The organism is Shinella sp. GW821-FHT11G07 (genome assembly GCF_058808115.1).
This window is the reverse complement of the sequence record NZ_JBXARJ010000019.1, coordinates 73,678-95,928: the sequence shown is the minus strand read 5'-3', so window position 1 is coordinate 95,928 and position 22,251 is coordinate 73,678. Positions and strand designations below refer to the sequence as shown.

At 61.2% G+C, this 22,251-nt stretch carries 18 protein-coding genes, 1 tRNA gene and 1 pseudogene; 11 read left to right on the top strand and 9 right to left on the bottom strand.

The window, feature by feature from the left end; translation table 11 throughout:
• Window positions 1-104: 104 nt before the first annotated feature.
• The 4 genes from AC1RT2_RS28240 to AC1RT2_RS28225 all read right to left on the bottom strand — a co-directional run bounded on the left by AC1RT2_RS28240 (window position 105) and on the right by AC1RT2_RS28225 (window position 2,729).
• Window positions 105-500 (bottom strand): hypothetical protein, encoded by a 396-nt coding sequence (locus AC1RT2_RS28240; protein WP_493107306.1) that lies wholly within the window; start codon window positions 498-500, stop codon window positions 105-107.
• Window positions 501-584: 84 nt separating this feature from the next.
• Complete coding sequence (locus tag AC1RT2_RS28235; RefSeq protein ID WP_493107304.1) at window positions 585-932, bottom strand: hypothetical protein; 348 nt, start codon at window positions 930-932, stop codon at window positions 585-587.
• A gap of 245 nt (window positions 933-1,177) precedes the next feature.
• A complete protein-coding gene (locus AC1RT2_RS28230; protein WP_493107302.1) occupies window positions 1,178-2,527 on the bottom strand; it encodes an AAA family ATPase in 1,350 nt (449 codons plus the stop codon).
• Window positions 2,528-2,531: 4 nt separating this feature from the next.
• The gene (locus AC1RT2_RS28225) at window positions 2,532-2,729 is read right to left on the bottom strand and encodes a helix-turn-helix domain-containing protein (RefSeq protein ID WP_493107300.1); all 198 of its coding nucleotides are present in this window, start codon (window positions 2,727-2,729) and stop codon (window positions 2,532-2,534) included.
• Between the two features lie 447 nt (window positions 2,730-3,176).
• On the opposite strand from AC1RT2_RS28225, the gene AC1RT2_RS28220 reads away from it, so the two are divergent.
• Together AC1RT2_RS28220 and AC1RT2_RS28215 are read left to right on the top strand one after the other, a co-directional pair.
• Window positions 3,177-4,418, top strand: coding sequence for a tyrosine-type recombinase/integrase (locus AC1RT2_RS28220; RefSeq protein WP_493107339.1), 1,242 nt, complete (start codon window positions 3,177-3,179; stop codon window positions 4,416-4,418).
• 59 nt (window positions 4,419-4,477) lie between these two features.
• Window positions 4,478-4,548 (top strand) — tRNA-Thr (locus AC1RT2_RS28215).
• Window positions 4,549-5,109: 561 nt separating this feature from the next.
• Here the strand turns inward: AC1RT2_RS28215 and AC1RT2_RS28210 are convergent.
• Window positions 5,110-5,790: pseudogene (locus AC1RT2_RS28210) on the bottom strand (DUF2268 domain-containing putative Zn-dependent protease).
• A 340-nt stretch (window positions 5,791-6,130) separates the two neighbouring features.
• Between AC1RT2_RS28210 and AC1RT2_RS28205 the strand changes: the two are divergent.
• The 3 genes from AC1RT2_RS28205 to AC1RT2_RS28195 all read left to right on the top strand — a co-directional run bounded on the left by AC1RT2_RS28205 (window position 6,131) and on the right by AC1RT2_RS28195 (window position 7,883).
• Entirely contained in the window at window positions 6,131-6,328 is a 198-nt protein-coding gene (locus tag AC1RT2_RS28205; protein WP_069059055.1) for a hypothetical protein, read from the top strand.
• Between the two features lie 233 nt (window positions 6,329-6,561).
• Window positions 6,562-7,335: an NAD kinase gene (locus AC1RT2_RS28200; protein WP_493107297.1), complete on the top strand. Its 774-nt coding sequence runs from the start codon at window positions 6,562-6,564 to the stop codon at window positions 7,333-7,335.
• A 35-nt stretch (window positions 7,336-7,370) separates the two neighbouring features.
• Complete coding sequence (locus AC1RT2_RS28195) at window positions 7,371-7,883, top strand: hypothetical protein (protein WP_493107296.1); 513 nt, start codon at window positions 7,371-7,373, stop codon at window positions 7,881-7,883.
• Window positions 7,884-8,012: 129 nt separating this feature from the next.
• Here the strand turns inward: AC1RT2_RS28195 and prfB are convergent.
• The 3 genes from prfB to AC1RT2_RS28180 all read right to left on the bottom strand — a co-directional run bounded on the left by prfB (window position 8,013) and on the right by AC1RT2_RS28180 (window position 13,219).
• A protein-coding gene (prfB, locus tag AC1RT2_RS28190) for a peptide chain release factor 2 (RefSeq protein WP_150129898.1) occupies window positions 8,013-9,144 on the bottom strand; the annotation gives its coding sequence in 2 pieces (ribosomal slippage) (window positions 8,013-9,074 and window positions 9,076-9,144; 1,131 coding nt in all).
• A 101-nt stretch (window positions 9,145-9,245) separates the two neighbouring features.
• Complete coding sequence (locus AC1RT2_RS28185) at window positions 9,246-11,693, bottom strand: penicillin-binding protein 1A (RefSeq protein WP_069059059.1); 2,448 nt, start codon at window positions 11,691-11,693, stop codon at window positions 9,246-9,248.
• A 278-nt stretch (window positions 11,694-11,971) separates the two neighbouring features.
• Complete coding sequence (locus AC1RT2_RS28180) at window positions 11,972-13,219, bottom strand: N-acetylmuramoyl-L-alanine amidase (RefSeq protein WP_493107293.1); 1,248 nt, start codon at window positions 13,217-13,219, stop codon at window positions 11,972-11,974.
• Between the two features lie 631 nt (window positions 13,220-13,850).
• On the opposite strand from AC1RT2_RS28180, the gene AC1RT2_RS28175 reads away from it, so the two are divergent.
• Window positions 13,851-16,742 (top strand): Rne/Rng family ribonuclease, encoded by a 2,892-nt coding sequence (locus AC1RT2_RS28175; RefSeq protein WP_493107291.1) that lies wholly within the window; start codon window positions 13,851-13,853, stop codon window positions 16,740-16,742.
• Window positions 16,743-16,876: 134 nt separating this feature from the next.
• Window positions 16,877-17,641, top strand: a complete 765-nt coding sequence (locus AC1RT2_RS28170; protein ID WP_493107289.1) for an SDR family oxidoreductase — start codon at window positions 16,877-16,879, stop codon at window positions 17,639-17,641.
• 74 nt (window positions 17,642-17,715) lie between these two features.
• On the opposite strand, the gene AC1RT2_RS28165 is transcribed toward AC1RT2_RS28170, so the two are convergent.
• Entirely contained in the window at window positions 17,716-18,855 is a 1,140-nt protein-coding gene (locus AC1RT2_RS28165; RefSeq protein ID WP_493107287.1) for a pyridoxal phosphate-dependent aminotransferase, read from the bottom strand.
• A gap of 206 nt (window positions 18,856-19,061) precedes the next feature.
• On the opposite strand from AC1RT2_RS28165, the gene AC1RT2_RS28160 reads away from it, so the two are divergent.
• The 4 genes from AC1RT2_RS28160 (at window position 19,062) to accC (ending at window position 22,251) form a co-directional block, all read left to right on the top strand.
• Window positions 19,062-19,820 (top strand): DsbA family protein, encoded by a 759-nt coding sequence (locus AC1RT2_RS28160; protein ID WP_493107285.1) that lies wholly within the window; start codon window positions 19,062-19,064, stop codon window positions 19,818-19,820.
• Window positions 19,821-19,972: 152 nt separating this feature from the next.
• Window positions 19,973-20,410, top strand: coding sequence for a type II 3-dehydroquinate dehydratase (gene aroQ, locus AC1RT2_RS28155; protein WP_069059063.1), 438 nt, complete (start codon window positions 19,973-19,975; stop codon window positions 20,408-20,410).
• A 22-nt stretch (window positions 20,411-20,432) separates the two neighbouring features.
• The gene (gene accB, locus AC1RT2_RS28150; RefSeq protein ID WP_069059064.1) at window positions 20,433-20,894 is read left to right on the top strand and encodes an acetyl-CoA carboxylase biotin carboxyl carrier protein; all 462 of its coding nucleotides are present in this window, start codon (window positions 20,433-20,435) and stop codon (window positions 20,892-20,894) included.
• Window positions 20,895-20,904: 10 nt separating this feature from the next.
• On the top strand, window positions 20,905-22,251 hold the full coding sequence (accC, locus tag AC1RT2_RS28145; RefSeq protein ID WP_069059065.1) for an acetyl-CoA carboxylase biotin carboxylase subunit: 1,347 nt from the start codon (window positions 20,905-20,907) through the stop codon (window positions 22,249-22,251).

The window sequence follows — 22,251 nt, the reverse complement described above, 5'->3', positions numbered from 1 at the left end:
CTATGCTATGGCCCTGCGCTTGGTCCTGCCCTGCCACCCGAGAGAGGGCGGGAAGAACCAAGCGAAGCGCGGTAGCCAGCGAATTGTTGTGTCTGTGGTCCCGCCTAGATCCGGCCTGCGGACAGCCTGCGGATTTCTGCGCAGCTTTCAGACATGTAAGCCGGGGTGCGATCGGTATCCAGCGTGCGCGATGGGGTGCCATAGGTGCGGCGATAGTAGATTTGCCCGTCCAGCGTCTCACAGCCTGCGAAATAGGCCGGCCAATGGTATTGCGTCTGTCCTGCGATGGCAGCAATAAGTCGGGCGATGGCATTTGCGCTCAAGCCGGCTGCGATATCGCAGGCCGTATCCGCTAGCTCATTGCGAATGTCGGGGTGATTGCTCATTCCATGCTGCTCGACTTCCAACGCTGCCCACGCCTCTGTGTGAGCGATTGAGAGCACATGCTCCAGCATGGTCGGGCTATTGTCGAGAATGTGCATCACGGTTTCGATGTTCATGCTTTTGGTCTCCTTCTGTTCGCGCCTGCCGCCTATGGGTTGCGCTGCTTTGGTCTCCGGTTGTGGTCGGTTCGGTTTGGTGTCTCAGGCCGCTTTGCGCATCTGGTCAAGCTTGTGCATCACCGTGCGCATGTTGCAGCCGGGTTTCGGCCGGGGGCTGGTCATACTGGCCGGCAGCACATAGGGCTCACCATTCGCCATAGGAAGCCCGCTGAATAGCTCCTGCCATTTCAGGCGTGTCTTTGAATCCAGCATGCTCAATAGCGCGTACAGGTCCGCTGCGCCGCCCTGAGACACGATGTAGCCTGCGATCCCTTTTGCCGACCGCTCTTGCGCTGTCTTGCCGTAAGCCGTCTTGGCTTTGCTCTTCTGGTCATGCTCGACCATGGCGATCTGTGCAGCATGCCGCATCAATCTTTCACCCGTGTTCATATTAGTCATTCCTTTCATTGTCTGTACCGGACATGCTTCGCCGTTCTCTGCAAAGCTGCAAAGGTGCATGTTTTCAATTTTTAAGATAATTCAGTCTCTTCCCATCAGGCTCGACACATCACGCAACAACAACAACACATGCCATAAGGAATATGGCGTGTTGTTGTTGTTGGTTTGATGGTGTTTTGTGCGCATCCCAACAAGGTTGCCAACACGCCAACAATTTGTTTGTTGGTTGTTGGTGGTCATGCTGCATGAGCAAAAGCACCCAAAGGGATAGGCTCATCTGTTATTAAGCTGAGCGTCATATTCTCGTTATCGGCCTCAAGTCCGTTGCGGTCCAGAAGCTTGACCAGAGCATTTTCATAATCACGTTTTGCGCTGCTGTTGTTGCCGTGGTCCAGTCGGAACATAGCATCAACCTCAGTGGTGCTTGCCACATAAGACCAGCGCCCGTCGCTTAGCTGCACTTCCCGGCATTCGTCCTGCGCAACCTTGCGAATGGTTTGCATCAAGAGCAATTCGTATTTGCCGCGTGGCTTATCCTTGCCCTTCTCTGCCTTTTTGCGCTCAATCGCCTTTGACTGTCCATACAGGTCATACCGCACCGATGCAGTGGACAGGGGCTTGCCGTTGGCCTTCTGCCCCACCTTATGGCTATCAAGCTCGATATCAGCGACGTAACCCGCTTCGCCGTCTTTGTTCTTGTCAATGAACATCCATCGCCGTGTGACCTTGCCTTCGCGCTTGTCTGCCTTGAGACCTACAATCGCATCCATTGCAGCAGGTGCCGCCGTAGAGCCGCGCCACAAGGCACCCTCTGTTGTCCTGCCCTCGCCGTCGCTCGACTTGCCCGAGTGGTGCACGATGATGAAGGCAATGCCATGCTTCTCGGAAAGCCGCTTCATTTCGTGCAGCGGGCGCTTCCATTCGGCTTCATCATTCTCGGATCGCACCATACCCGAAGCATGCACCGTGTCGATGGCAACAGCTACCAGAGGCACGCCATACTTGCTGCGACTGCGCTTTGCCATCTTTGCGATAGTCGAATCAATGCTGTCCCATGCCGCATCGCTCGTAAGCTGCGGGGCATTGCGAACCGGGAAAAACGGCCGGTCATCAAGGGTAGAGCCGAATTTGGCGCGAACACCCTTCCATCGTGCATCAATCGCGCCGGCTGCTTCATATGCGAAATACCCAAAGCCGCCCTGCCTCATCACGTCCCGCCCGGCAAAGGGTTCGCCGGTAATGATGGAAGCCGCCAAGTCGAGCACAAGAAAGCTCTTTCCGGCCTGAGATACACCTACGATAGCCGCAATGCAGGTCTCAGGAAGCATGTCGTCAATCACGTCATATCGAACCGGCAATTCAGCCAGACCGTCTAGACCGCAATCGAATTCTAGTGCGCCGTCGTCTTCATCGTCTTCATCGGCACCATAATTCGCTGGCTGACGCGCCTCGCGGCTTGTCTCTTCTCGCGCACTCGATGGGATGGGGTTGTCATTGTCAGGTGAATGCGAGCCGCCAGAGATTTCCGCTAGCTCGTCTGCGCTGTAGGCGATTGCCGCACGCTTCTTGCTGTACTCGAATGACATGGCATTATGCAGCGGCAGCGGTTTCTAGGCTTTCCAGCCATTCGACAAGCTTGCTCTTGCGCATTGCGACCGTACCACCGATTTTGATGGTCGGAATGTTGCCGGCTTCAATCATCGCATAAATCTTGCGACGGGGAAGGCCCATAGCGGCGGCAATCGCGTTGGCACCCATAAGAATCTCGGTATCGTGCATGTTGATCATGTTAGCTCCTTCCGTGTCTGTGCTTGCTCCTTCCGGTTGTTCCCGGTTGATGAAAACCTTTTAACAGCGCGCTTGATTTTCACAAGCATCATTCATGAGAAAAATTCGCCGCCAATCCCCGATTTTCCGGGAATTTCAGGCAGTTATACATCCTATATTTCAAAATCGGCATGTGATTTCATCGGTTTCGTTTTATTCACTTGCACTGATATTCATGGCTCAAAAAAGTTTGGGTCTTCGCCTCTTTTTTTCGCTGGACTCCCCCCACGGTTGCGGACTGGCCCCGGTTTGCGCTGGTCTGGTCATGGGCATTCGCCCGTCACCGTGAGATGTGCGGGAAGAGGCAAGCGCAGCGCGGCAGGCAGCGAATTGCGGGGCATGTTGACAGCCGGCCGGCCGGCGGTTTATGGAGGTTCCCATGTTGCAAAAAATCAGGTGGTCAAGAAAATGGCGGTGCGTAAGCGGGCATGGCAGGGCAAAGACGGCAAGGAGCAAACTGCATGGGTGGTTGATTACAAGGACGCCACCGGGAAACGCCGCTTGAAGACGTTCGACCGCAAAAAGGACGCTGACGCTTTCGAGCTAACAGCAAAGGGTGAAGTGAGAGACGGCGTGCACGTTGCCGACGGCGCAACCGCAACCATTGAGGCGGCTGGAGCGCTCTGGATCAAGAGCACGAAGGCGGCCGGACTGGAGCAATCATCGGTGGAAGACTATGAGCGGCTTTTGCGTCTGCATATCGTCCCATTCATCGGCGGCTTGAAGCTAACCGCCCTGACAACCGCGCGGCTGAGGGCCTATCAGGACGAACTGCAAGAGGCCGGCCGTACGGCTTCCATGACAAAACGCACGGTCTCGGCCCTTGGCACCCTACTCTCCGATGCGCAGGAACGCGGGCTTGTGGTGCGCAACGCGGTGCAGGAAGCGCGAGGGCGGCGCAAGCGTCGCGAGAAACGCCAAGAGAAGCGCCAAAAGGGCCGCTTGAAGGTTGGCGTTGACATTCCTACCCGTGAGGAGATTTCCGCGCTGGTGGCCACGCTTGCCGGCCGGTGGCGCCCTTTGATCATCACCGCTATCTTTACCGGCCTGCGGGCAAGCGAGTTGCGCGGCCTTCGGTGGGAAGACGTTGACTTTGACGCGCGCAAAATCCGGGTGCATCAGCGCGCCGACCGCTACAACGCTATAGGCCGGCCGAAGTCGGAAACTAGTGAGCGCGAATTGCCCTTGCCGCCGCTCGTTATCGCTGCCCTGAAGGAATGGAAGCTGGCTTGCCCGAAGCTCGATACGGGAAAGTGCGATGAAGCCGGCAATCCGGTCATGGCGCTTGAACTGGTCTTTCCGAACGGCTCAGGGAAGGTCGAGAACTTGAACAACATACTGCACCGGGGCCTGCATCCGGCTTGGATTGCAGCGGGTGTCGCAGTCGAGACCGACAAGAGCGATGATGGGGGCCGGCCGATCCTCGCCGCGAAATATGCCGGGCTGCACTGCTTGCGCCACTGGTACGCCTCATGGTGCATCAACCGCCGCGAGGATGGCGGCTTGGGCCTGCCGCCGAAGATGGTTCAAAACCGGCTTGGGCACTCGACAATCGCGCTCACCATGGACGTCTATTCGCACCTCTTCCCCAAGGATGACGACGGCGAAGAGATGGCGGCGGCGGCGGATTTCGTGCTGGCGGCAGTGTGACACGGAAGCCGACCCGGATTTTCGCTTGCAACATGGATGCAACAAAACGCCTGAAGATCATAGGTTACCAGGCATTAAAACCTGATTTGTAATCAGGGGGTCCCGGGTTCGAGTCCTGGTGGGGGCACCATTTTTCCTTAGAGAACTTTGGGTTATCAGGTGATTGCGTGCACCAGCGCGATTTCGATTAACCACTGAGCCCACCTTTGCGGCTCGCTAAACGCCCATTCATGGTTTCGTGAATCGCCGCGCCGACAATATGGTTTGCACGGGACTTATTCTCTAAACACCTCAAGCAAACGCGAATTCGTATTTGGCGTATCCAGTACAGCACGCCACGAATAGAGATGTTCGCTCTGGGCCGGGTATCGGACCGCCGCCGGTAAAGGATGGCTCGAGTCACTCGCCACGATCCATGGCGTTGCTTTTCCAAGTGCACGCAAGGAGCGCAGTTATGGGAAACCCAAACCGCATTCGGCGAAGACGGCCAAAAAGCTTGCGACGACGGCTTGTGGACGGCTTGAATCGCGCTGAAAAGCACCCGCTGACCAAGGCAGCGGCGAGGATGTTGGCTGTAATGTCGGCTGGTGCCCTCTTCGCTGCGCGGCACCCCGACTGCGGTGCCCGTCGGAGAAGTCGAGCGCAAAATTCAGGCTTTCGCGACCGACGTCTCCGATGGAAATGACAGGCACTACTTTTCGGCTAAAGCATGCGCCTTGAGCGCCACCCAGAATGTGAGGACCGCAGCCGCTGAAGTGTCAATCATGCCAGCGGTCTCCGGGTTGGCCTGACCGTAGAGACGGGCCAGGTGATAGCCAATGGTATAGCCTGCCCATCGTGGCAGTTCGCCAGTGCCGAAGAACCAAGCCGCATGATCGTAGTCGTGGCTGTCCCGTTCTCGCTCCGCCTGGTCGAGAACGGCCGCCTAGTCCGCATATATTGATGTGTTCGCCCAAGGCGGAACCGAAACGCCGGTAACCGTACACGAAAAAACGTCAGCAAACCCCTCTGATACGAAGGCCTCGCCCAACGATAGTCCATACCCACAGGCATCCCATCGCATTGCATGATGGAGCTCATGAGCAAGCGTGCGGCGGAAAATGCCTTGGGCCAGACCGTCCTCGAATCCGGACGCTTCCGGATCGAGGCTGATCGTCACGAGCCCACGTCGAAAGCATGAGCCGCCAAAACCAAGTTCGGGAATGGTCTCATCCGGTAGATACTGGATGATGACATCGACCGGGTGCCTCCCAAATTTCGGGGACACAATTTCGGCGATGCGGTCAGCAACGGCGTCGGCCTGGGTTTGCAGCGCGGCGTGCCAGGGACCAAGCGCCCCCTCGGCCTCAAGAAAATGGATGTTGAGCCTCATAGCAGTCCAATCGCATATGATGCCGCCTCTTTTGAGGTAGCATTCCGGTTCCGAAAGTGTCGAAGGACCTTGCGGAGGTGATTATGCGATGATGACGAAGCTGATCATGAGCATACGCTGCCACGATCAGCTCAAGCTGTCAAAAGCGGCTTCAATATTAGGATATCTGCCAAAACACTACGTCACCTGCGCAAGGGAGTCGCTTTCGTTGCCCACGGCGGGATAGGCGCAGACTTGTGCCTTGCAGATTGCCCCGTCGGGCCGACTGGCCTATAGGCCTTCCAAGAGACGCAGTGCCGACGAGCACCGCATTCCCGCCTAGCAATTCGGAGGAACAGACGTGGCGCAAGACAAACAGCCGGTTAGCAAGGTGACGGTCGAAAAGCGCATCGACGGGAAGTATTTTTTCGCGCTGACCTTCCGCGGCGTCACCTATCCCGTGAAGGGGCCGTTCGCCAATCCGATGCAGGCCGCCGCTGCGGGACAGGCGACGCTCAAGGCGCTGGAAGCGCGAGCCAACGGGCCCTCCAAGGCGTAAAATCGGCGCCCGCTCCTTCCCTGCACCGACATTGTCATATTTTTCAGATGCGCATGCCGTAAAGGCATGCGACAAAGGCCGGCTTGGGCGTGCGGTGCGCCACGGCTCGCTTGCGTAACTTTCGCAAACGACGCAGCGGTTCCTGCGTTCGGAGCTGCGTAGAAACAAAGGGATGGGGTATTTTCGCGCTTCGAAGAAGAGCGGACATCCTCCAGAAGATGCGGAACGGCAGCATGGCGCGTGACACCACCTCCTTCTCCTTCGTCGCCTCGACGGCGCCTGAAGCACAGGAAGCGCGCAGCGAGCTGATCTCGATCTATGGCAATGCCGACCCGGAAGAGGCCGACGTCATCGTGGCCCTCGGCGGCGACGGGTTCATGCTTCAGACGCTGCACACGACGATGAACACCGGCAAGCGGGTGTACGGCATGAACCGCGGCTCCATCGGCTTTCTGATGAACCGGTATGATACGAAGGATCTGTCGGCCCGCATCGAGGGCGCGGTGGAAAATGCCTTCCGGCCGCTGGAAATGGTGACGGGCGATGCCAGCGGTCAGGAGCGCCGTGCGCTGGCGATCAACGAGGTCTATCTGTTCCGCCAGTCCTACCAGGCGGCAAAGCTGCGGGTGAGCGTCGATGGCCGGGTTCGGCTGGAGGAGCTGATCTGCGACGGCCTGCTGCTTGCGACACCGGCCGGTTCGACGGCCTACAACCTTTCCGCCCATGGCCCGATCCTGCCGCTGGAAGCCCCCCTGCTGGCTCTCACCCCTGTCAGCGCCTTCCGACCCCGTCGTTGGCGCGGCGCGCTGCTGCCGAACAAGGTGACGGTGACGATCGAGGTGCTGGAGGCGGAAAAGCGCCCGGTCAACGCAGTGGCCGACAATACCGAGGTCAAATCCGTCACCTCCGTGCGGATCGCCGAATCGGCGAGCCTTTCGGCGCTCATCCTGTCAGATCCCGATCACTCCTGGTCCGATCGGATTCTTGCCGAACAATTCGATTACTGACAGTATGACCCCAGCTTCGGGACAGGAGTTTTGCCATGCACCGGCACGCACTTGCCACCGCCCTCACCTTGCTTTTCATCGCTGCTGCGCCCGCCTGGGCCGAAGGCGAGCCGCCCGTGGCGAAGACGGTGACCTTCGTGGTGAGCACAGGCTTTTGGGAGGAAGCGGCCGAGGATGCGACGGCGGAAGGCACCGGGACCGCCAAGCCGGAGACCGCCGAAGCGACACAGCAGGCTGCCATGCGGCGCGGCTACTACAAGCTCGTCGCCGTGCGTCAGTCGGACGGCACGGCTGAGATCCACCTCCAGCAGATCGAGGCGACTGCCGCCGGCCCGAAGATCGCGTCCTCGACCGTGCTTGAAGAGTTTTCGGCTATGAAGCCCTATGTGACGGACATCCGCCCGGAAAATTCGGCGGGAATCACCGCGCAGCCCGGCCTGTTCGCGACGGTCTACCTGAAGACCGACCCGAAGGCCGCCGAGCCGGAAAGCTGGACGGTGCTGATCGACGATCTCGGCGAGATCAAGGTCGAGCGCGCCACCAACTGACAACGACGTCCTGCCAGACCCTCTGCCGTCATCCTTGGGCTTGACCTGAGGATGACGGTGGGAAGGCGACGAGACATCTAACAAAAACGGGCGCCGAAGCGCCCGTTCCGATCTCATTTTTCGAAGCGCTTAGTTCAGGTCGTCCACGACTGCATCGGCGCCGCCGTTGACGCGGTGGGCGAGTGCGGCTTCCATGAACTCGTTGAGTTCGCCGTCGAGAACATCCGACGGGGCCGTGCTTTCGACGCCGGTGCGCATGTCCTTGACCAGCTGGTAGGGCTGCAGCACGTAGGAGCGGATCTGATGGCCCCAGCCGATGTCCGACTTGGAGGCGGCTTCAGCATTCGCAGCTTCTTCGCGCTTCTTCAGCTCGGCTTCGTACATGCGGGCGCGCAGCATGTCCCACGCCTTGGCGCGGTTCTTGTGCTGCGAACGCTCCTGCTGGCAGGCAACGACGATGCCGGTCGGGATGTGCGTGATGCGCACGGCCGAGTCGGTCGTGTTGACGTGCTGGCCGCCGGCGCCCGACGAGCGATAGGTGTCGATGCGGCAGTCGCTTTCGTTGATCTCGATGTTGATCGAGTCGTCGATGACCGGGTAGACCCAGATTGACGAGAACGAGGTGTGGCGACGCGCATTGCTGTCATAGGGCGAGATGCGGACCAGGCGGTGCACGCCCGATTCGGTCTTCAGCCAGCCATAGGCATTGTGGCCCTTGACGAGCAGCGTCGCGGACTTGATGCCCGCTTCTTCGCCGTCGTGGACTTCCAGGAGTTCCACCTTGTAGCCCGAGCGCTCGGCCCAGCGGGTGTACATGCGCAGCAGCATGTTCGCCCAATCCTGGCTTTCCGTGCCGCCGGCGCCGGAATGCACTTCGAGATAGGTGTCGTTGCCGTCGGCCTCGCCGGACAACATGGCCTCGACCTGCTTGCGCGACGCCTCGGTGCGAACCGCCTTCAGGGCGTCTTCGGCATCCTTGACGATGTCGGCATCGCCCTCTTCCTCACCGAGTTCGATGAGTTCGATATTGTCCTTGAGCTGCTGCTCGATGGCGCGCACGGCATTGATGCTTTCGTCCAGCTGCTGGCGCTCGCGCATCAGCTTCTGGGCTTCCTGGGCATCGTTCCAGAGGTTGGGGTCCTCTGCCTTGTTGTTCAACCAGTCCAGTCGTCTTACCGCCTGATCCCAGTCAAAGATGCCTCCTCAGCAGGCTTATGGCCTGCTTGATTTCGTCGACAATGTTCTCGATTTCCGCGCGCATATCCGCTTTCTTCGATGCTCTAGTTTCGGTGGCCTCGAAATAGAGAGGGCGGGCGCGGATGTAAAGCCCCGCGCCCGCCCTCGAACTGGATCATCGGTGGATCAGAACAGACCGCCGCTGCCGCCTGTGACCGCCTGGTTCGCCTGTGGCGAGTTGTTCAGGATTTCCTCGGGGGTTGCATAGTCTTCACCGCCGATGACTGAGAAGACGGATGCGGGGCCGGTGCCGGGCTTGAAGGCTTCCATGATAGTGTCCGGATCGCCTTCATTCGCCTGCATGCCGGTCTTGCGGTTGACGGCGATGAACTGCATGCCTTCCGGCACGATGAACTTCGTCGGCTTGGTGCCCTCAAGCGCTGCCTGCATGAATTCGTTGAAGATCGGCGCCGAAAGCGAGCCGCCGGTCGCGCCGCGGCCGAGCGGTGCCGGGCTGTCGAAGCCGATATAGAGGCCGGCGACGAGATCGGGCGTGTAGCCGACGAACCAGGCGTCCTTCTCATCGTTGGTCGTGCCGGTCTTGCCGGCCGTCGGGCGATCGAGCTTGATCTTGCCGGCGGCGGTGCCGCGGGTCACGACGCCTTCCATCATCGAGGTGATCTGGTAGGCGGTCATCGGGTCGAGGACCTGTTCGCGGTTATCGACCAGCGTCGGCTCGTCCTGGTTTTCCCAGTCGGTGGCGTTGCAGTTCTCGCAGGTACGTTCTTCGTGGCGGAAGATCGTCTTGCCGTAGCGGTCCTGGATACGGTCGATCAACGAGGGTTTGATCTGCTTGCCGCCGTTGGCGAGCACGGAATAGGCGGAGACCATGCGCAGAACGGTTGTCTCTCCGGAGCCGAGCGACATGGCGAGCACCGGCAGCATCTTGTCGTAGATGCCGAAGCGCTCGGAATATTCCGCAACGAGGTTCATGCCCATGTCGTTGGCAAGGCGCACGGTCATCAGGTTGCGCGAGCGCTCGATGCCGAGGCGCAGCGTCGACGGGCCTGCTGAGCCGCCACCGTAGTTCTGCGGGCGCCAGACCTGGCCGCCGGCGACGATCTCGATCGGCGCGTCCATGATCACCGAAGCCGGCGTATAGCCGTTGTCGAGCGCGGCTGCGTAGACGAAGGGCTTGAAGGACGAACCCGGCTGGCGCATCGCCTGCGTCGCGCGGTTGAACTCCGACTGGCCATAGGAGAAACCGCCGACCATGGCGAGCACGCGACCGGTATGCGGGTCCATGGCGACGAGGCCGCCCTGCACCTTCGGCGGCTGGCGCAGACGATAGGTGCCGCCTTCCATCGGTTCGACATAGACGACGTCGCCAGCGGTGAAGACACCGGCCGGTGATTTCGCCGTCTTGCGGTCACCCTTGGCCGAACGGTAGGCCCATTTCATGTTCTCGGCCTCGATACGGCCGGTCACACGTTCTTCGACGACCTTGCCGGAGGCTTCCTTGCTCGGCTGCAGGCCGATATCGGCGCCGCCGTCATCAGCAGAAAGCACGACGGCAAGCTTCCATTCCGGCACGTCGGAGAACGCGACGATCTTGGCGAGTTCCACGCCCCAGTCGCCACCGGCCTCGATCGTCTTGATCGGGCCGTGGAAGCCGCGGCGCTCGTCATAGCTGAGCAGCCCCTTCTGGAGCGTCTTGCGGGCGGCGACCTGGATGCGCGGGTCAAGCGAGGTGCGGACCGAGAGGCCGCCTTCGTAGAGCGCGTTGTCGCCGTAGCGCTCGATGATCTGCCGGCGAACCTCTTCGGAGAAGTATTCCGAGGCGAACAGATAGGATCCGCGGTGGCGGGGCGTCACGCCGAGCGGCTGGGTTTTCGCTTCCGCGCCGTCGCTCTGGGTGACGTAGCCGTTCTCGACCATGCGGTCGATGACCCAGTTGCGCCGCTCGATGGCGGCTTCGGTGCGGCGGAAGGGATGATAGTTCGACGGACCCTTGGGCAACGCGGCGAGATAGGCGGTTTCGGCGACCGTCAGTTCGGTGACGGACTTGTCGAAATAGGTGAGCGCCGCACCGGCGATGCCGTAGGAATTCAGGCCGAAGAAGATCTCGTTGAGATAGAGTTCGAGAATGCGGTCCTTGGAATAGGCCTGCTCGATGCGGAAGGATAGGATCGCTTCCTTGACCTTGCGGTCGATCGTCTGGTCGGAGGAGAGCAGGAAGTTCTTGGCGACCTGCTGGGTGATGGTCGACGCACCCACCGGACGACGGCCCGACCCCATGTTCTGGACGTTGACCACGATGGCGCGGAACAGACCCGTCACATCGACACCGGGATGTTGGTAGAAATTCTTGTCTTCCGCCGAGAGGAAGGCAGCCTTCACGCGATCCGGGATCGCCTGGATCGGCAGGTACAGGCGCCGCTCGCGGGCATATTCGGCCATCAGCGCGCCGTTGCCGGCATGCATGCGCGTCGTCACCGGCGGCGCGTAGCTGTTCAAGACCTCATAATCGGGAAGATCCTTGGTGACACTTCCGAGATAGAGCGCAACTGCGCCCGCCACGCCGAGGAAGAACACGGCGCCAATCCCGAAGAAATATCCAATCAGTCTGATCATGAGCCAGTTACCGATGCCTTATGTCTTTATAATTTCATCAGGCAGACCCGCCGCCCGGCCTTGCGCCACCGTAGCGCAATCCGCCACGGCACCTCTTCGATAGAAGACGAGTCGCCCCCATTTTCTTGCTTCCGTCTAGCGATCGGAATGTGAGGAAAATAGGGCTTACAGCATGCATCCGGCCTTCAGCAACGCACAATGGCGGCCGCTGTCACTTTTCCGGCACAGCAAGACTAGCACATTCCCTGATTGCGCGCCGCCTCTATCATCCAAGACGCTTAACCGCCGTTCGCCACGACAGTCGAGCGGTACTGTTCCACGGCCTTCGCGACGAGGCCTGCCACCTTCTTCTGCCAGGCCGGATCGATCAGCAATTGTTCGTCGTCCTTGTTCGACATAAAGCCGAGCTCGAGCAGGATCGACGGCACATCCGGCGCGGTCAGAACGCGGAAACCGGCATGACGATGCGGGTTGTTGATCAGCATCACCTCGTCCTTGAAGGTGCTGACGACGCTCTGGGCGAGGTTGATCGAGAAGGCCTGCGTCTCGCGCCGCGTCAGGTCGAGAAGGATGTCGGCCACTTCGGCCGGTTCGTCGACGAAGGAGATGCCGGCGATCTGGTCGGAGAGGTTTTCGCGCTCGGCAAGGCTCGCAGCGAGACTGTCGGAGGCCTTGTCAGAAATCGTGTAGACCGTAGCGCCGCGCGTGTCCTTCTGTTTCAAGGTATCGGCGTGGATGGAGATCAGCAGGTTTGCGCCCTCGCTGCGGGCAAGCTGCACGCGCTGGGAGAGCGACAGGAACTCGTCCTTCTGGCGCGTCAGGAAGGCGCGTGTATCAGGCAGCTTGTTCAGCGCCTCGGCAAGCTGCTGGGCGAAGGCAAGCGTGACGTGCTTTTCCTCGGTCTTGGTGACGCCGCCGCGCGCACCGTTGTCGATCCCGCCATGGCCGGCATCGACGGCGATGACGAACGGGCCATCCGCCTTGCTGCCCGGCAGCATGACAGGCGTCTGCTCGGTGGTGGCCGGCGCGGAGGCTTCCTGCCAGCTCTGCTTTTCCATCTGGCCCTGGAAGACCTGGTCGGTGACGATCGCCGCATCGATGACCAGCCGATAGCTTGTGGCCCCCTGCTCTTCCTGCACTTCGGCAAGGACGACGCCGACAGGACGCGCGGCCGTCAGCACGATGCGCGAGCGACCGGCGGCCATGGTGCCGTAGCGGATCTCGGAAAAGATGCCGCGCGCTTCCAGTTCCTCCGCCTTGATGCCGAAATCGGTTTCCGGCAGGTCGATCAGCACGCGGTAGGGATTGGCGACGTAGTGCACCTTGAATTCGGGCTTGCGATCGAAATCGATGATCAGCCGGGTGCGCGCGTCATCACCGGCGATGCGGGCGGAAAAGGCAAGCAGCGGTGCGGCCGAAGCGGAAACGGCAAAGGCCGGCGTCACGATCGCAATCGACAGCGCGGCGATGATCGCACCGGTCACGACGCGGAGATAATATTGAGTCAGGAGACTTAGCTTTACCACTGGCAGTCCGTTCAAACGCGTGGAACCCGCGTATAACGCGGTGCAGGACAAGCCCCATAGATGCCCCCATAGGGTTAATCAAAGCTTGCAATCCGGTGCATCCGCCGCAAAGACGCAGGCATAGTGGCAAATCGATCAAGATTATGACGCTTTTGGCTTTTCCCTTGCCATTGTGACATATCCGCCATAAAAGCAAAGTCAGGGAAAAAGCTTAGACGGGATAGAATCGCTTTGAGCAGGCAGCCACCCCTCCGGGACTTGGCGCCGAACCGGGCCTTCATCCTCCGTCATACCTCTTTCTCCCGTCCGAACAGATCGCGTAAACCGGCGGTGGCCGGAACAGTCAAGGTGGATTTCCACCAACCGCCCTTCCCCAAGGGCAATTTCATCGGACCTTTCAAGGTCTATGGCACTGGCATTCTCGTTGGACGTTGATGTTGTCACAGCGGCTTTTCTCAGAGGGTAACAGGCACCGGGACGTTCGCGTACCGACCGCCCTCCGTCCGCTTACTCCTCACCGGGGCCTAACGGGAACTTACATATTCGGCGCATCCCTCTCCTCCCCCGGCACTTCCTTTACAGGAAACAGCTCGCCGCCAGGATTGCGTGTGCGCCGAGGAGCACAATCTACATGGCAGAGAAAATGCTTATCGACGCGTCTCACGCTGAGGAGACGCGCGTCGTTGTCGTACGCGGAAACCGCATAGAAGAATTCGACTTCGAATCCGAACACAAGAAGCAGATCCGCGGCAATATCTACCTTGCCAAGGTCACACGCGTCGAACCGTCGCTTCAGGCGGCCTTCGTCGATTACGGCGGTAACCGCCACGGCTTCCTGGCCTTCGCCGAAATCCACCCGGATTATTACCAGATCCCGCTTGCCGACCGTCAGGCGCTCTTGAGGGCCGAGGCCGAAGAGCACCGCCGCGACGACGAGATCGAGCAGATCGAGACCGGAACCGACCTTTCCGACGACAGCGAGCCGACGGCGGAAGCCGTTGAAACAGCTGCCGAAGAAGCCCCGGCAGTCGAAACGGCCCCCGAGGCTGAGGCCGAAGTGGTCGAAGCACCCGCCGATGTCGCGGAAGAAGCGCCGGCCGAAAAGGTGAAGAAGCCGCGCCGCACCCGCAAGGCGAAGGCAAAGACCGAGGATGCGCCGGCAGAAGAAGAGGCCGCCGCTCCCGCTGAAACCAGCGACGACGAAACGCCCGGCGGCGCGATGGCCATGGCCGTCGACACCGACGAAATCTCCGAGCCGACCGAGCGCAAGCGCGGCCGTCGTCGTCGCGATGACGACGACGATGATGACGATCATCACGGCGAAGAAAAGGAAGTCATCGAATCCGTCGGCGCCGAAGACGCCATGGAAGAGGTGCCGGATCGCGTGCAGCGTAAGCCGCGCAAGCAGTACCGCATCCAGGAAGTGATCAAGCGCCGTCAGATCCTGCTCGTGCAGGTCGCCAAGGAAGAGCGCGGCAACAAGGGTGCGGCTCTCACCACCTATCTGTCGCTTGCCGGCCGCTACTCGGTTCTCATGCCGAACACGGCGCGTGGCGGCGGCATTTCCCGCAAGATCACCGCGCTTCAGGACCGCAAGCGCCTGAAGGAAATTGCCCGCAGCCTCGAAGTTCCGCAGGGCATGGGCGTCATCCTGCGCACGGCCGGTGCGAACCGCACCAAGGTCGAAGTCAAGCGCGACTTCGAATACCTGATGCGCCTGTGGGAGAACGTTCGCACGCTGACGCTCGCCTCCACCGCACCCTGCCTCGTCTACGAGGAAGGCTCGCTCATCAAGCGCTCGATCCGCGACCTTTATAACAAGGATATCAGCGAGATCGTCGTTGCCGGCGAGGAAGGTTACAAGGAAGCCAAGGGCTTCATGAAGATGCTAATGCCGAGCCACGCGAAGGTTGTTCAGCCTTACCGCGACGTGCATCCGATCTTCTCGCGCTCCGGCATCGAAGCGCAGCTCGACCGCATGCTGCAGCCGCAGGTGACGCTGAAGTCTGGTGGCTACATCATCATCAACCAGACCGAAGCGCTGGTCTCGATCGACGTCAACTCCGGGCGTTCGACCCGCGAGCACTCCATCGAGGATACTGCGCTCCAGACGAACCTGGAAGCCGCCGAGGAAGTGGCGCGCCAGCTTCGCCTGCGCGACCTTGCTGGCCTCGTCGTCATCGACTTCATCGACATGGAGGAGAAGCGCAACAACCGCTCCGTCGAGAAGCGCCTGAAGGACCACCTCAAGAACGACCGCGCACGCATCCAGGTCGGCCGCATCTCGCATTTCGGCCTGCTCGAAATGTCGCGCCAGCGTATCCGCGCATCCGTTCTCGAATCGACCATGCAGGTCTGCCCGCACTGCAACGGCACGGGCCATATCCGCTCGCAGTCGTCGGTGGCGCTGCATGTGCTGCGCGGCATCGAGGAATATCTCCTCAAGAACACGACGCACAATATCTCGGTCCGCACGACGCCGGACATCGCGCTTTACCTGCTTAACCATAAGCGCGGCACGATCATCGATTATGAGACCCGCTTCGGCGTCCAGATCATCATCGAGGCTGATGCCCATGTCGGCGCGCAGCACTTTGCGATCGACCGTGGCGAGGCCGTCGAAAACCCGGTCAAGATCGAGCAGATCCTGCATTTCGAGCCGGAACCCGAAGACGACGACATTATCATCGAGGACGAGATCGACGAGGAAGAAGAAGAGGAAGCACGTCCGGCGGCCGCTGCTGCTGCACCGGCTGCCCAGTCCTCTTCGTCAGCCGCCGCCGACGAGAACAATCGCAAGCGCAAGCGTCGTCGTCGCCGTCGCGGCCGCCGTGAAGGTGGCGAAGGCACGGACACTGCATCCTTCGGCGGCGAACAGGCCGGCGACGAGGATGACCTCGAGGATGACGAGACCGATGGCGAAGGCGAAGAGGCTGCGGATGCATCGCAGGCGCCGGCCGAAGAAACAGCCGAGCAGCGCCGCAAGCGCCGCCGTCGTGGCAAGCGTGGCGGTCGCCGCAATCGTCCCGAGGACGGTTCGCTCGAAGCCGGTGCTGAAGGCGCAGAAGGTGATGATGCCGAAGGTGATTCGGATGAAGCCGATGCGGGCGAGGTAACGGCCGTCGAAGTGGACATCGCCGAAGTGGCTGTCGTTGCGGAGGAAGCACCGGTCGAGGCCGTTGCCGAAGAGGCGCCGGCCAAGCCGAAGCGCGCTCGCCGCAGCCGTGCCAAGGCCGCGGAAGAAGCTGTCGTCGATGATGCTGCCCGCAGCGAAATCGAAGCGCAGCCGGTCGCGGCTACGGTCGAAGCCGCTATAGAGGAAGCCACGCCGGCTGAGCCGGAAGTCGTGATGGCATCGGCCGATCTCGAAGAGCCGGCCAAGCCTGTCCGCGGCAACCGTGATCTCTCCAAGATCGCCTCCGAGCCGGTGGTGAAATCCTCCACGGCGAAGGAAGCCGCGCCGGAAGACGACGCGGACAAGCCCAAGAAGGGCGGCTGGTGGCAACGCCGCGGCTTCTTTTAAGAAGCGCTGATCTCTAAAAAATTCGAAGGCCCGGCATTGTCCGGGCCTTTTTCTTGGCTGGCAGGAAACGGGTGGCTCGCCGTTCCCCCTTCTGCGACACCCGCGGTCATCAGAAACCAGCAAGGGAGACCCTCATGACCCGCCTCACCAACAAGGTCGCCATCATCACCGGCGCAAGCTCCGGCATCGGCCATGCCGCAGCCCTTCTCTTCGCCCGACAGGGAGCAAAAATCGTGCTCTCGGCGCGCGGGCACGAGCGGCTTGAGGCCGTCGCCGCCGAAATCCGCGCGGCAGGTGGCTCGGCGATTGCCGTGGCAGGCGATGTCAGCGAAGAGGCGCACCACCAGGCGCTGATCGAGGCGGCCACGACCGAGTTCGGTGGCGTCGATATCGCCTTCAACAATGCCGGCACCACCGGCCCTGTCGGTCCCCTACCGGCACTTTCCATGGAAGACTGGCAGAGCGTGCTCGGCATAAACCTGACCAGCGGGTTTCTCGCCGCCAAATACCAGCTCCCCGCCATGGAGGCACGCGGCGGCGGCGCGATCGTCTTCACCTCGACCTTTGTCGGCTATACTGCAGGCTTTCCGGGGTTGGCCGCCTATGCCGCGTCGAAATCTGGCCTGATTGGCCTCGTGCAGGTGCTGGCCTCCGAATACGGCCCTAAGGGTATTCGGGTGAATGCGCTGCTGCCGGGTGCGACGGATACGCCGATGGGGCGGGATGTGGCGAACACGCCGGAAGCGCGCCAGTTCATTGCGGGGCTCAACGCCTTCAAGCGCATCGCGGCGCCGGAGGAGATTGCCGAGGCAGCGCTCTTCCTCTGCTCCGATTCCTCCAGCTTCACGACCGGCACGGCCATGCTGGTTGATGGTGGCGTGTCGATCAATAGGGTCTGAGAAACAGAATCAGGTGCCTGCGGGATTGATTCCATCTCCGGCCGCAAGGCCTTGAAACGGAATGGTTTTCACGCTCAGGCCAGCCAGCGTGCGAGGCGGTCCACTGCCTCGCTCATATCGTCGAAAGAGCCGGCGTACGAGAAGCGCATGGTGTGGTGGCCATCGCGCGGATCGAAGTCGATGCCGGGTGTTGCCGCGACATCGGTTTCGGCGAGCATGCGGCGGGCAAAGGCCATGCTGTCATTGGTGAAACGGCTGACATCGACATAGGCATAGAAGGCGCCGTCCATCGGCGAGGCGATGGAGAAGCCGAGCTCCGGCAGGCGTTTGACGAGGAAGTCACGGTTCACACGATAGGCATCGCGGTAGACATTCAGCTCCGCCTCGGCGCCGAGCGCCGCTTCCGCCGCGATCTGCGACAGTTCCGGCGCGGAGATGTAGAGGCTCTGGGCGATGCGCTCCACCGGGCGCACCAGTGCCTCGGGCAGCACCATCCAGCCGATGCGCCAGCCGGTCATGCAATAGTACTTCGAAAACGAGTTGATGATCACCGCCTCGTCGCCAAATTCCAGCGCCGTCGCCTCTTCGCCGACGAAGGTGAGGCCGTGGTAGATCTCATCCGAAATGAAGGCGATGCCCTTGTCCCGGCAATAGGCGGAGAGCGCCGCGAGATTGGCGCGGCCGGTGACGGTACCGGTCGGGTTGGCGGGGCTGGCGAGAAGCACGCCGTCGATGCGGCCGGCCGCTTCCAGCGCTTCCGGCGTCAGCGTGAAACCGTTTTCAGCATTCACCTCGATTTCCACCGTCTCGATGCCGAGCGCCGCCAGGATGTTGCGATAGGCCGGATAGCCCGGGCGGGCGATGGCGACACGGTCTCCGGCATCGAAGAGCGCGAGGAAGGCGAGGTTGAAGCCGGCCGAGGAACCGGTCGTGATGGCGATCCGGCCGGGGTCGACGGAAACGCCGTGATGATTCCTGTAGAAATCCGAAATGGCGCGGCGGAGCGACAGCAGGCCGAGCGCATCCGTATAGCCGATGCGGCCGATCTCCAGCGCCCGGCGCGCAGCTTCGCGAGCGGCCTCCGGCGCCGGGTGTACAGGTTGCCCAACGGCCATCGAGATTACCGGCCGGCCGGCGGCGCGTTGCTTCGTCGCCTCGGCGAGCACGTCCATGGCGTAAAAGGGTTCGACGGCGCCGCGCTTGGAGAGTTTCATGAGCTTCCGTTCCGTTTCAGGGTTGTCGCCTGTGTGCCGCAAGATACCGGTCTTCACAATCCTGCGAGGGCCGAAAATCCGCCGCTTTTACCCTATCGTTTGCGCGCGAGCGACCATAGAGTCGTTGAAAGCGCCCGCTTCCGCATTGACGCGCGGGCGTCGCCAATGGCACTTCATCGGCGCATCATGACGAGGACAGAACAGACATGACATTCAAGACGAAGCTTGCGGCCACCATCGCTCTCACACTCGCGGTCGCAGCCCCTCTTCCGGCTCTCGCCCTCGACGATGCGCAGAAGAAGGAGATCGGCGACTTCATCAAGGAATACCTTGTCGAAAACCCCGAAATCCTCGTTGAGGTGCAGGAAGCCCTGCAGAAGAAGCAGGAAGCGCAGCAGCAGGCCAAGGCGCAAAGCGTCATCACCGACAACGAGAAGGCCATCTTCTCCTCCCCCTACGACATCGCGCTCGGCAATCCGAAGGGCGACGTCACGATCGTCGAATTCTTCGACTACAACTGCGGCTACTGCAAGCGCGCGCTCTCCGACATGGACGATATCCTGAAGGAGGACAAGAACGTCCGCTTCGTGCTGAAGGAACTGCCGATCCTCGGCCCCGATTCGCTCGCCGCCCACAAGGTAAGTGCTGCCGTGCGCGATCTTTCGCCGGAGAAGTATGGTGAGTTCCACCGCACGCTGCTCGGCGGCGAAGGCCGGGCCACCGAAGAAAGCGCCATCGCGCTTGCCGCCAGCATGGGTCTTACCGAAGCGGATATCCGCAAGACCATGACTGAGAAGCCGCATGACGACGCCGTGCGCGAGGCCTATTCGCTGGCAAACGACCTCGGCATCACCGGCACGCCGTCCTATGTGCTCGGCCAGGAGACGATCTTCGGTGCCGTCGGCGCAGACGATCTGCGCGAAAAAATCGCCAACGTGCGCGCCTGCGGCAAGGCGACCTGCTGAGAACGGCCATCTTCCTGCCACGCTGACCCTGTTCAGGCTGTGCTGCTTGTGGACATCGCCCCTTTCGACCGGGAAAGCCCCTGCCCTTGGGGCTTTCCCTGCGGGAACCGCCGGTCTATAGGTAATCCTCTATCCAGCATGCGGAATTACGAATGGCATCACCCCTTTTTGTGCTCAACGGCCCCAATCTGAATGCACTCGGCAAACGCGAGCCCGGTATCTATGGCGGCCAGACGCTCGCCGATATCGAAGTGCTCTGCAAGGCCGAGGGCGAGAAGCTGGGTTTTGCCGTGGATTTCCGCCAATCCAACCATGAAGGCGACCTGGTCGACTGGATCCACGAGGCCGGCGACGTTGCCGTCGGCATCGCCATCAATGCCGGCGCCTACACCCACACCTCGATCGCCCTGCATGACGCCATTCGCGCCATCAAGATCCCGGTGGTCGAACTGCACCTTTCCAACGTGCATGCCCGCGAGGAATTCCGCCACAAATCGATGATCGCGCCCGCCGTAAAGGGCGTCATCTGCGGTTTTGGTGCGCAGAGTTATGTCCTTGCGCTCCATGCGCTCTCGTCCATCACGACATAAGAAAAACCAGAGGCTCACTTCCATGGCTGACAAGAAACACGGCATCGATCAGGGTCTGATCCGCGATCTCGCCAATATCCTCAACGAGACCGACCTGACCGAGATCGAAGTGGAGCAGGACGACCTGCGCATCCGCGTCTCGCGCGCCGGCACCCCGCAATACGTCCAGGCGCCGATGGCCGCCCCGGCGCCTGCCTTCGCCGCGCCCGCTGCTGCCGCAGCCGCTCCGGTCGTCGATGCGCGCAACAACAAGAATGCCGTTACGGCGCCGATGGTCGGCACGGCCTATCTGTCGCCCGCACCGGGTTCGCGCCCCTTCATCGAAGTTGGCGCGACGGTCAAGGAAGGCCAGACCATCCTCATCATCGAAGCCATGAAGACGATGAACCAGATTCCCGCACCGCGCTCGGGCAAGGTCACCGAAATCCTCGTGCAGGATGCAAGCCCGGTTGAATATGGCGAACCGCTGATCGTCATCGAATAAGGCGGCCCCCATGATCTCCAAAGTCCTCATTGCCAACCGCGGCGAAATCGCCCTTCGGGTCCTTCGGGCCTGCAAGGAGCTCGGCATCGCCACGGTTGCCGTGCATTCGACGGCGGATGCCGACGCCATGCATGTCCGCCTTGCCGACGAAAGCGTGTGCATCGGCCCGCCGCCGTCGCGCGAAAGCTACCTGAACATTCACCAGATCGTTGCCGCCTGCGAGATCACCGGCGCCGATGCCGTGCATCCGGGTTACGGCTTCCTGTCGGAAAACGCCAAGTTCGCGGAAATCCTCGACGCGCACGGCATCACCTTCATCGGGCCGACCGCGGAACACATCCGCATCATGGGTGACAAGATCACCGCCAAGAAGACGGCGGAAGCGCTTGGCATCCCGGTCGTTCCCGGTTCTGACGGCGAAGTAAAGCCGGAGAACGCCCTGGAAATCGCCCGCCAGATCGGTTTTCCCGTGCTCATCAAGGCCACCGCCGGCGGCGGCGGGCGCGGTATGAAGGTCGCCAAGAACGAGGACGACCTCGAAGAAGCGGTCTCGACAGCCCGTTCCGAGGCGCTTGCCGCCTTCGGCAACGACGCCGTCTACATGGAAAAATACCTCGGCAAGCCGCGTCACATCGAAATCCAGGTCGTCGGTGACGGCATGGGCAACGCCGTCCATCTCGGGGAACGCGACTGCTCGCTGCAGCGCCGCCACCAGAAGGTCTGGGAGGAAGCCAATTCGCCGGCCCTCAACGTCGAGCAGCGCATGAAGATCGGCCAGGTCTGTGCCGACGCCATGAAGAAGCTGAAATACCGCGGCGCCGGTACGGTCGAGTTCCTCTACGAGAATGGCGAGTTCTATTTCATCGAAATGAACACCCGCCTTCAGGTGGAGCATCCGATCACCGAAGCGATCACCGGCATCGACCTCGTGCACGAGCAGATCCGCGTCGCCTCCGGTGCCGGCCTGTCGGTCGAGCAGGAGGACATCGTCTTCTCCGGCCACGCCATCGAGTGCCGCATCAATGCGGAAGATCCGCGCACCTTCGTCCCCTCGCCGGGCACCATCACGCATTTCCACGCACCGGGCGGACTTGGCGTGCGTGTGGATTCAGGCGTCTACCAGGGCTACAAGATCCCGCCCTACTACGACAGCCTGATCGGCAAACTCATCGTGCACGGCCGTACCCGCGTCGAATGCATGATGCGCCTGCGTCGCGTGCTGGACGAGTTCGTCATCGACGGCATCAAGACGACGCTGCCGCTCTTCCAGGACCTGATCGGCAACCAGGACATCGCCAACGGCGATTATGACATCCATTGGCTGGAGAACTATCTGGCCAACAAGACCGACGCCTGA

Bases quoted from the DNA above. Each gene is read 5' to 3' on its own strand.
- AC1RT2_RS28240 (WP_493107306.1), bottom strand. From the start codon at position 500: ATGAACATCGAAACCGTGATGCACATTCTCGACAATAGCCCGACCATG.
- AC1RT2_RS28235 (WP_493107304.1), bottom strand. From the start codon at position 932: ATGAACACGGGTGAAAGATTGATGCGGCATGCTGCACAGATCGCCATG.
- AC1RT2_RS28230 (WP_493107302.1), bottom strand. From the start codon at position 2,527: ATGTCATTCGAGTACAGCAAGAAGCGTGCGGCAATCGCCTACAGCGCA.
- AC1RT2_RS28225 (WP_493107300.1), bottom strand. From the start codon at position 2,729: ATGATCAACATGCACGATACCGAGATTCTTATGGGTGCCAACGCGATT.
- AC1RT2_RS28220 (WP_493107339.1), top strand. From the start codon at position 3,177: ATGGCGGTGCGTAAGCGGGCATGGCAGGGCAAAGACGGCAAGGAGCAA.
- AC1RT2_RS28200 (WP_493107297.1), top strand. From the start codon at position 6,562: ATGGCGCGTGACACCACCTCCTTCTCCTTCGTCGCCTCGACGGCGCCT.
- AC1RT2_RS28195 (WP_493107296.1), top strand. From the start codon at position 7,371: ATGCACCGGCACGCACTTGCCACCGCCCTCACCTTGCTTTTCATCGCT.
- AC1RT2_RS28185 (WP_069059059.1), bottom strand. From the start codon at position 11,693: ATGATCAGACTGATTGGATATTTCTTCGGGATTGGCGCCGTGTTCTTC.
- AC1RT2_RS28175 (WP_493107291.1), top strand. From the start codon at position 13,851: ATGGCAGAGAAAATGCTTATCGACGCGTCTCACGCTGAGGAGACGCGC.
- AC1RT2_RS28170 (WP_493107289.1), top strand. From the start codon at position 16,877: ATGACCCGCCTCACCAACAAGGTCGCCATCATCACCGGCGCAAGCTCC.
- AC1RT2_RS28165 (WP_493107287.1), bottom strand. From the start codon at position 18,855: ATGAAACTCTCCAAGCGCGGCGCCGTCGAACCCTTTTACGCCATGGAC.
- AC1RT2_RS28160 (WP_493107285.1), top strand. From the start codon at position 19,062: ATGACATTCAAGACGAAGCTTGCGGCCACCATCGCTCTCACACTCGCG.
- aroQ (WP_069059063.1), top strand. From the start codon at position 19,973: ATGGCATCACCCCTTTTTGTGCTCAACGGCCCCAATCTGAATGCACTC.
- accB (WP_069059064.1), top strand. From the start codon at position 20,433: ATGGCTGACAAGAAACACGGCATCGATCAGGGTCTGATCCGCGATCTC.
- accC (WP_069059065.1), top strand. From the start codon at position 20,905: ATGATCTCCAAAGTCCTCATTGCCAACCGCGGCGAAATCGCCCTTCGG.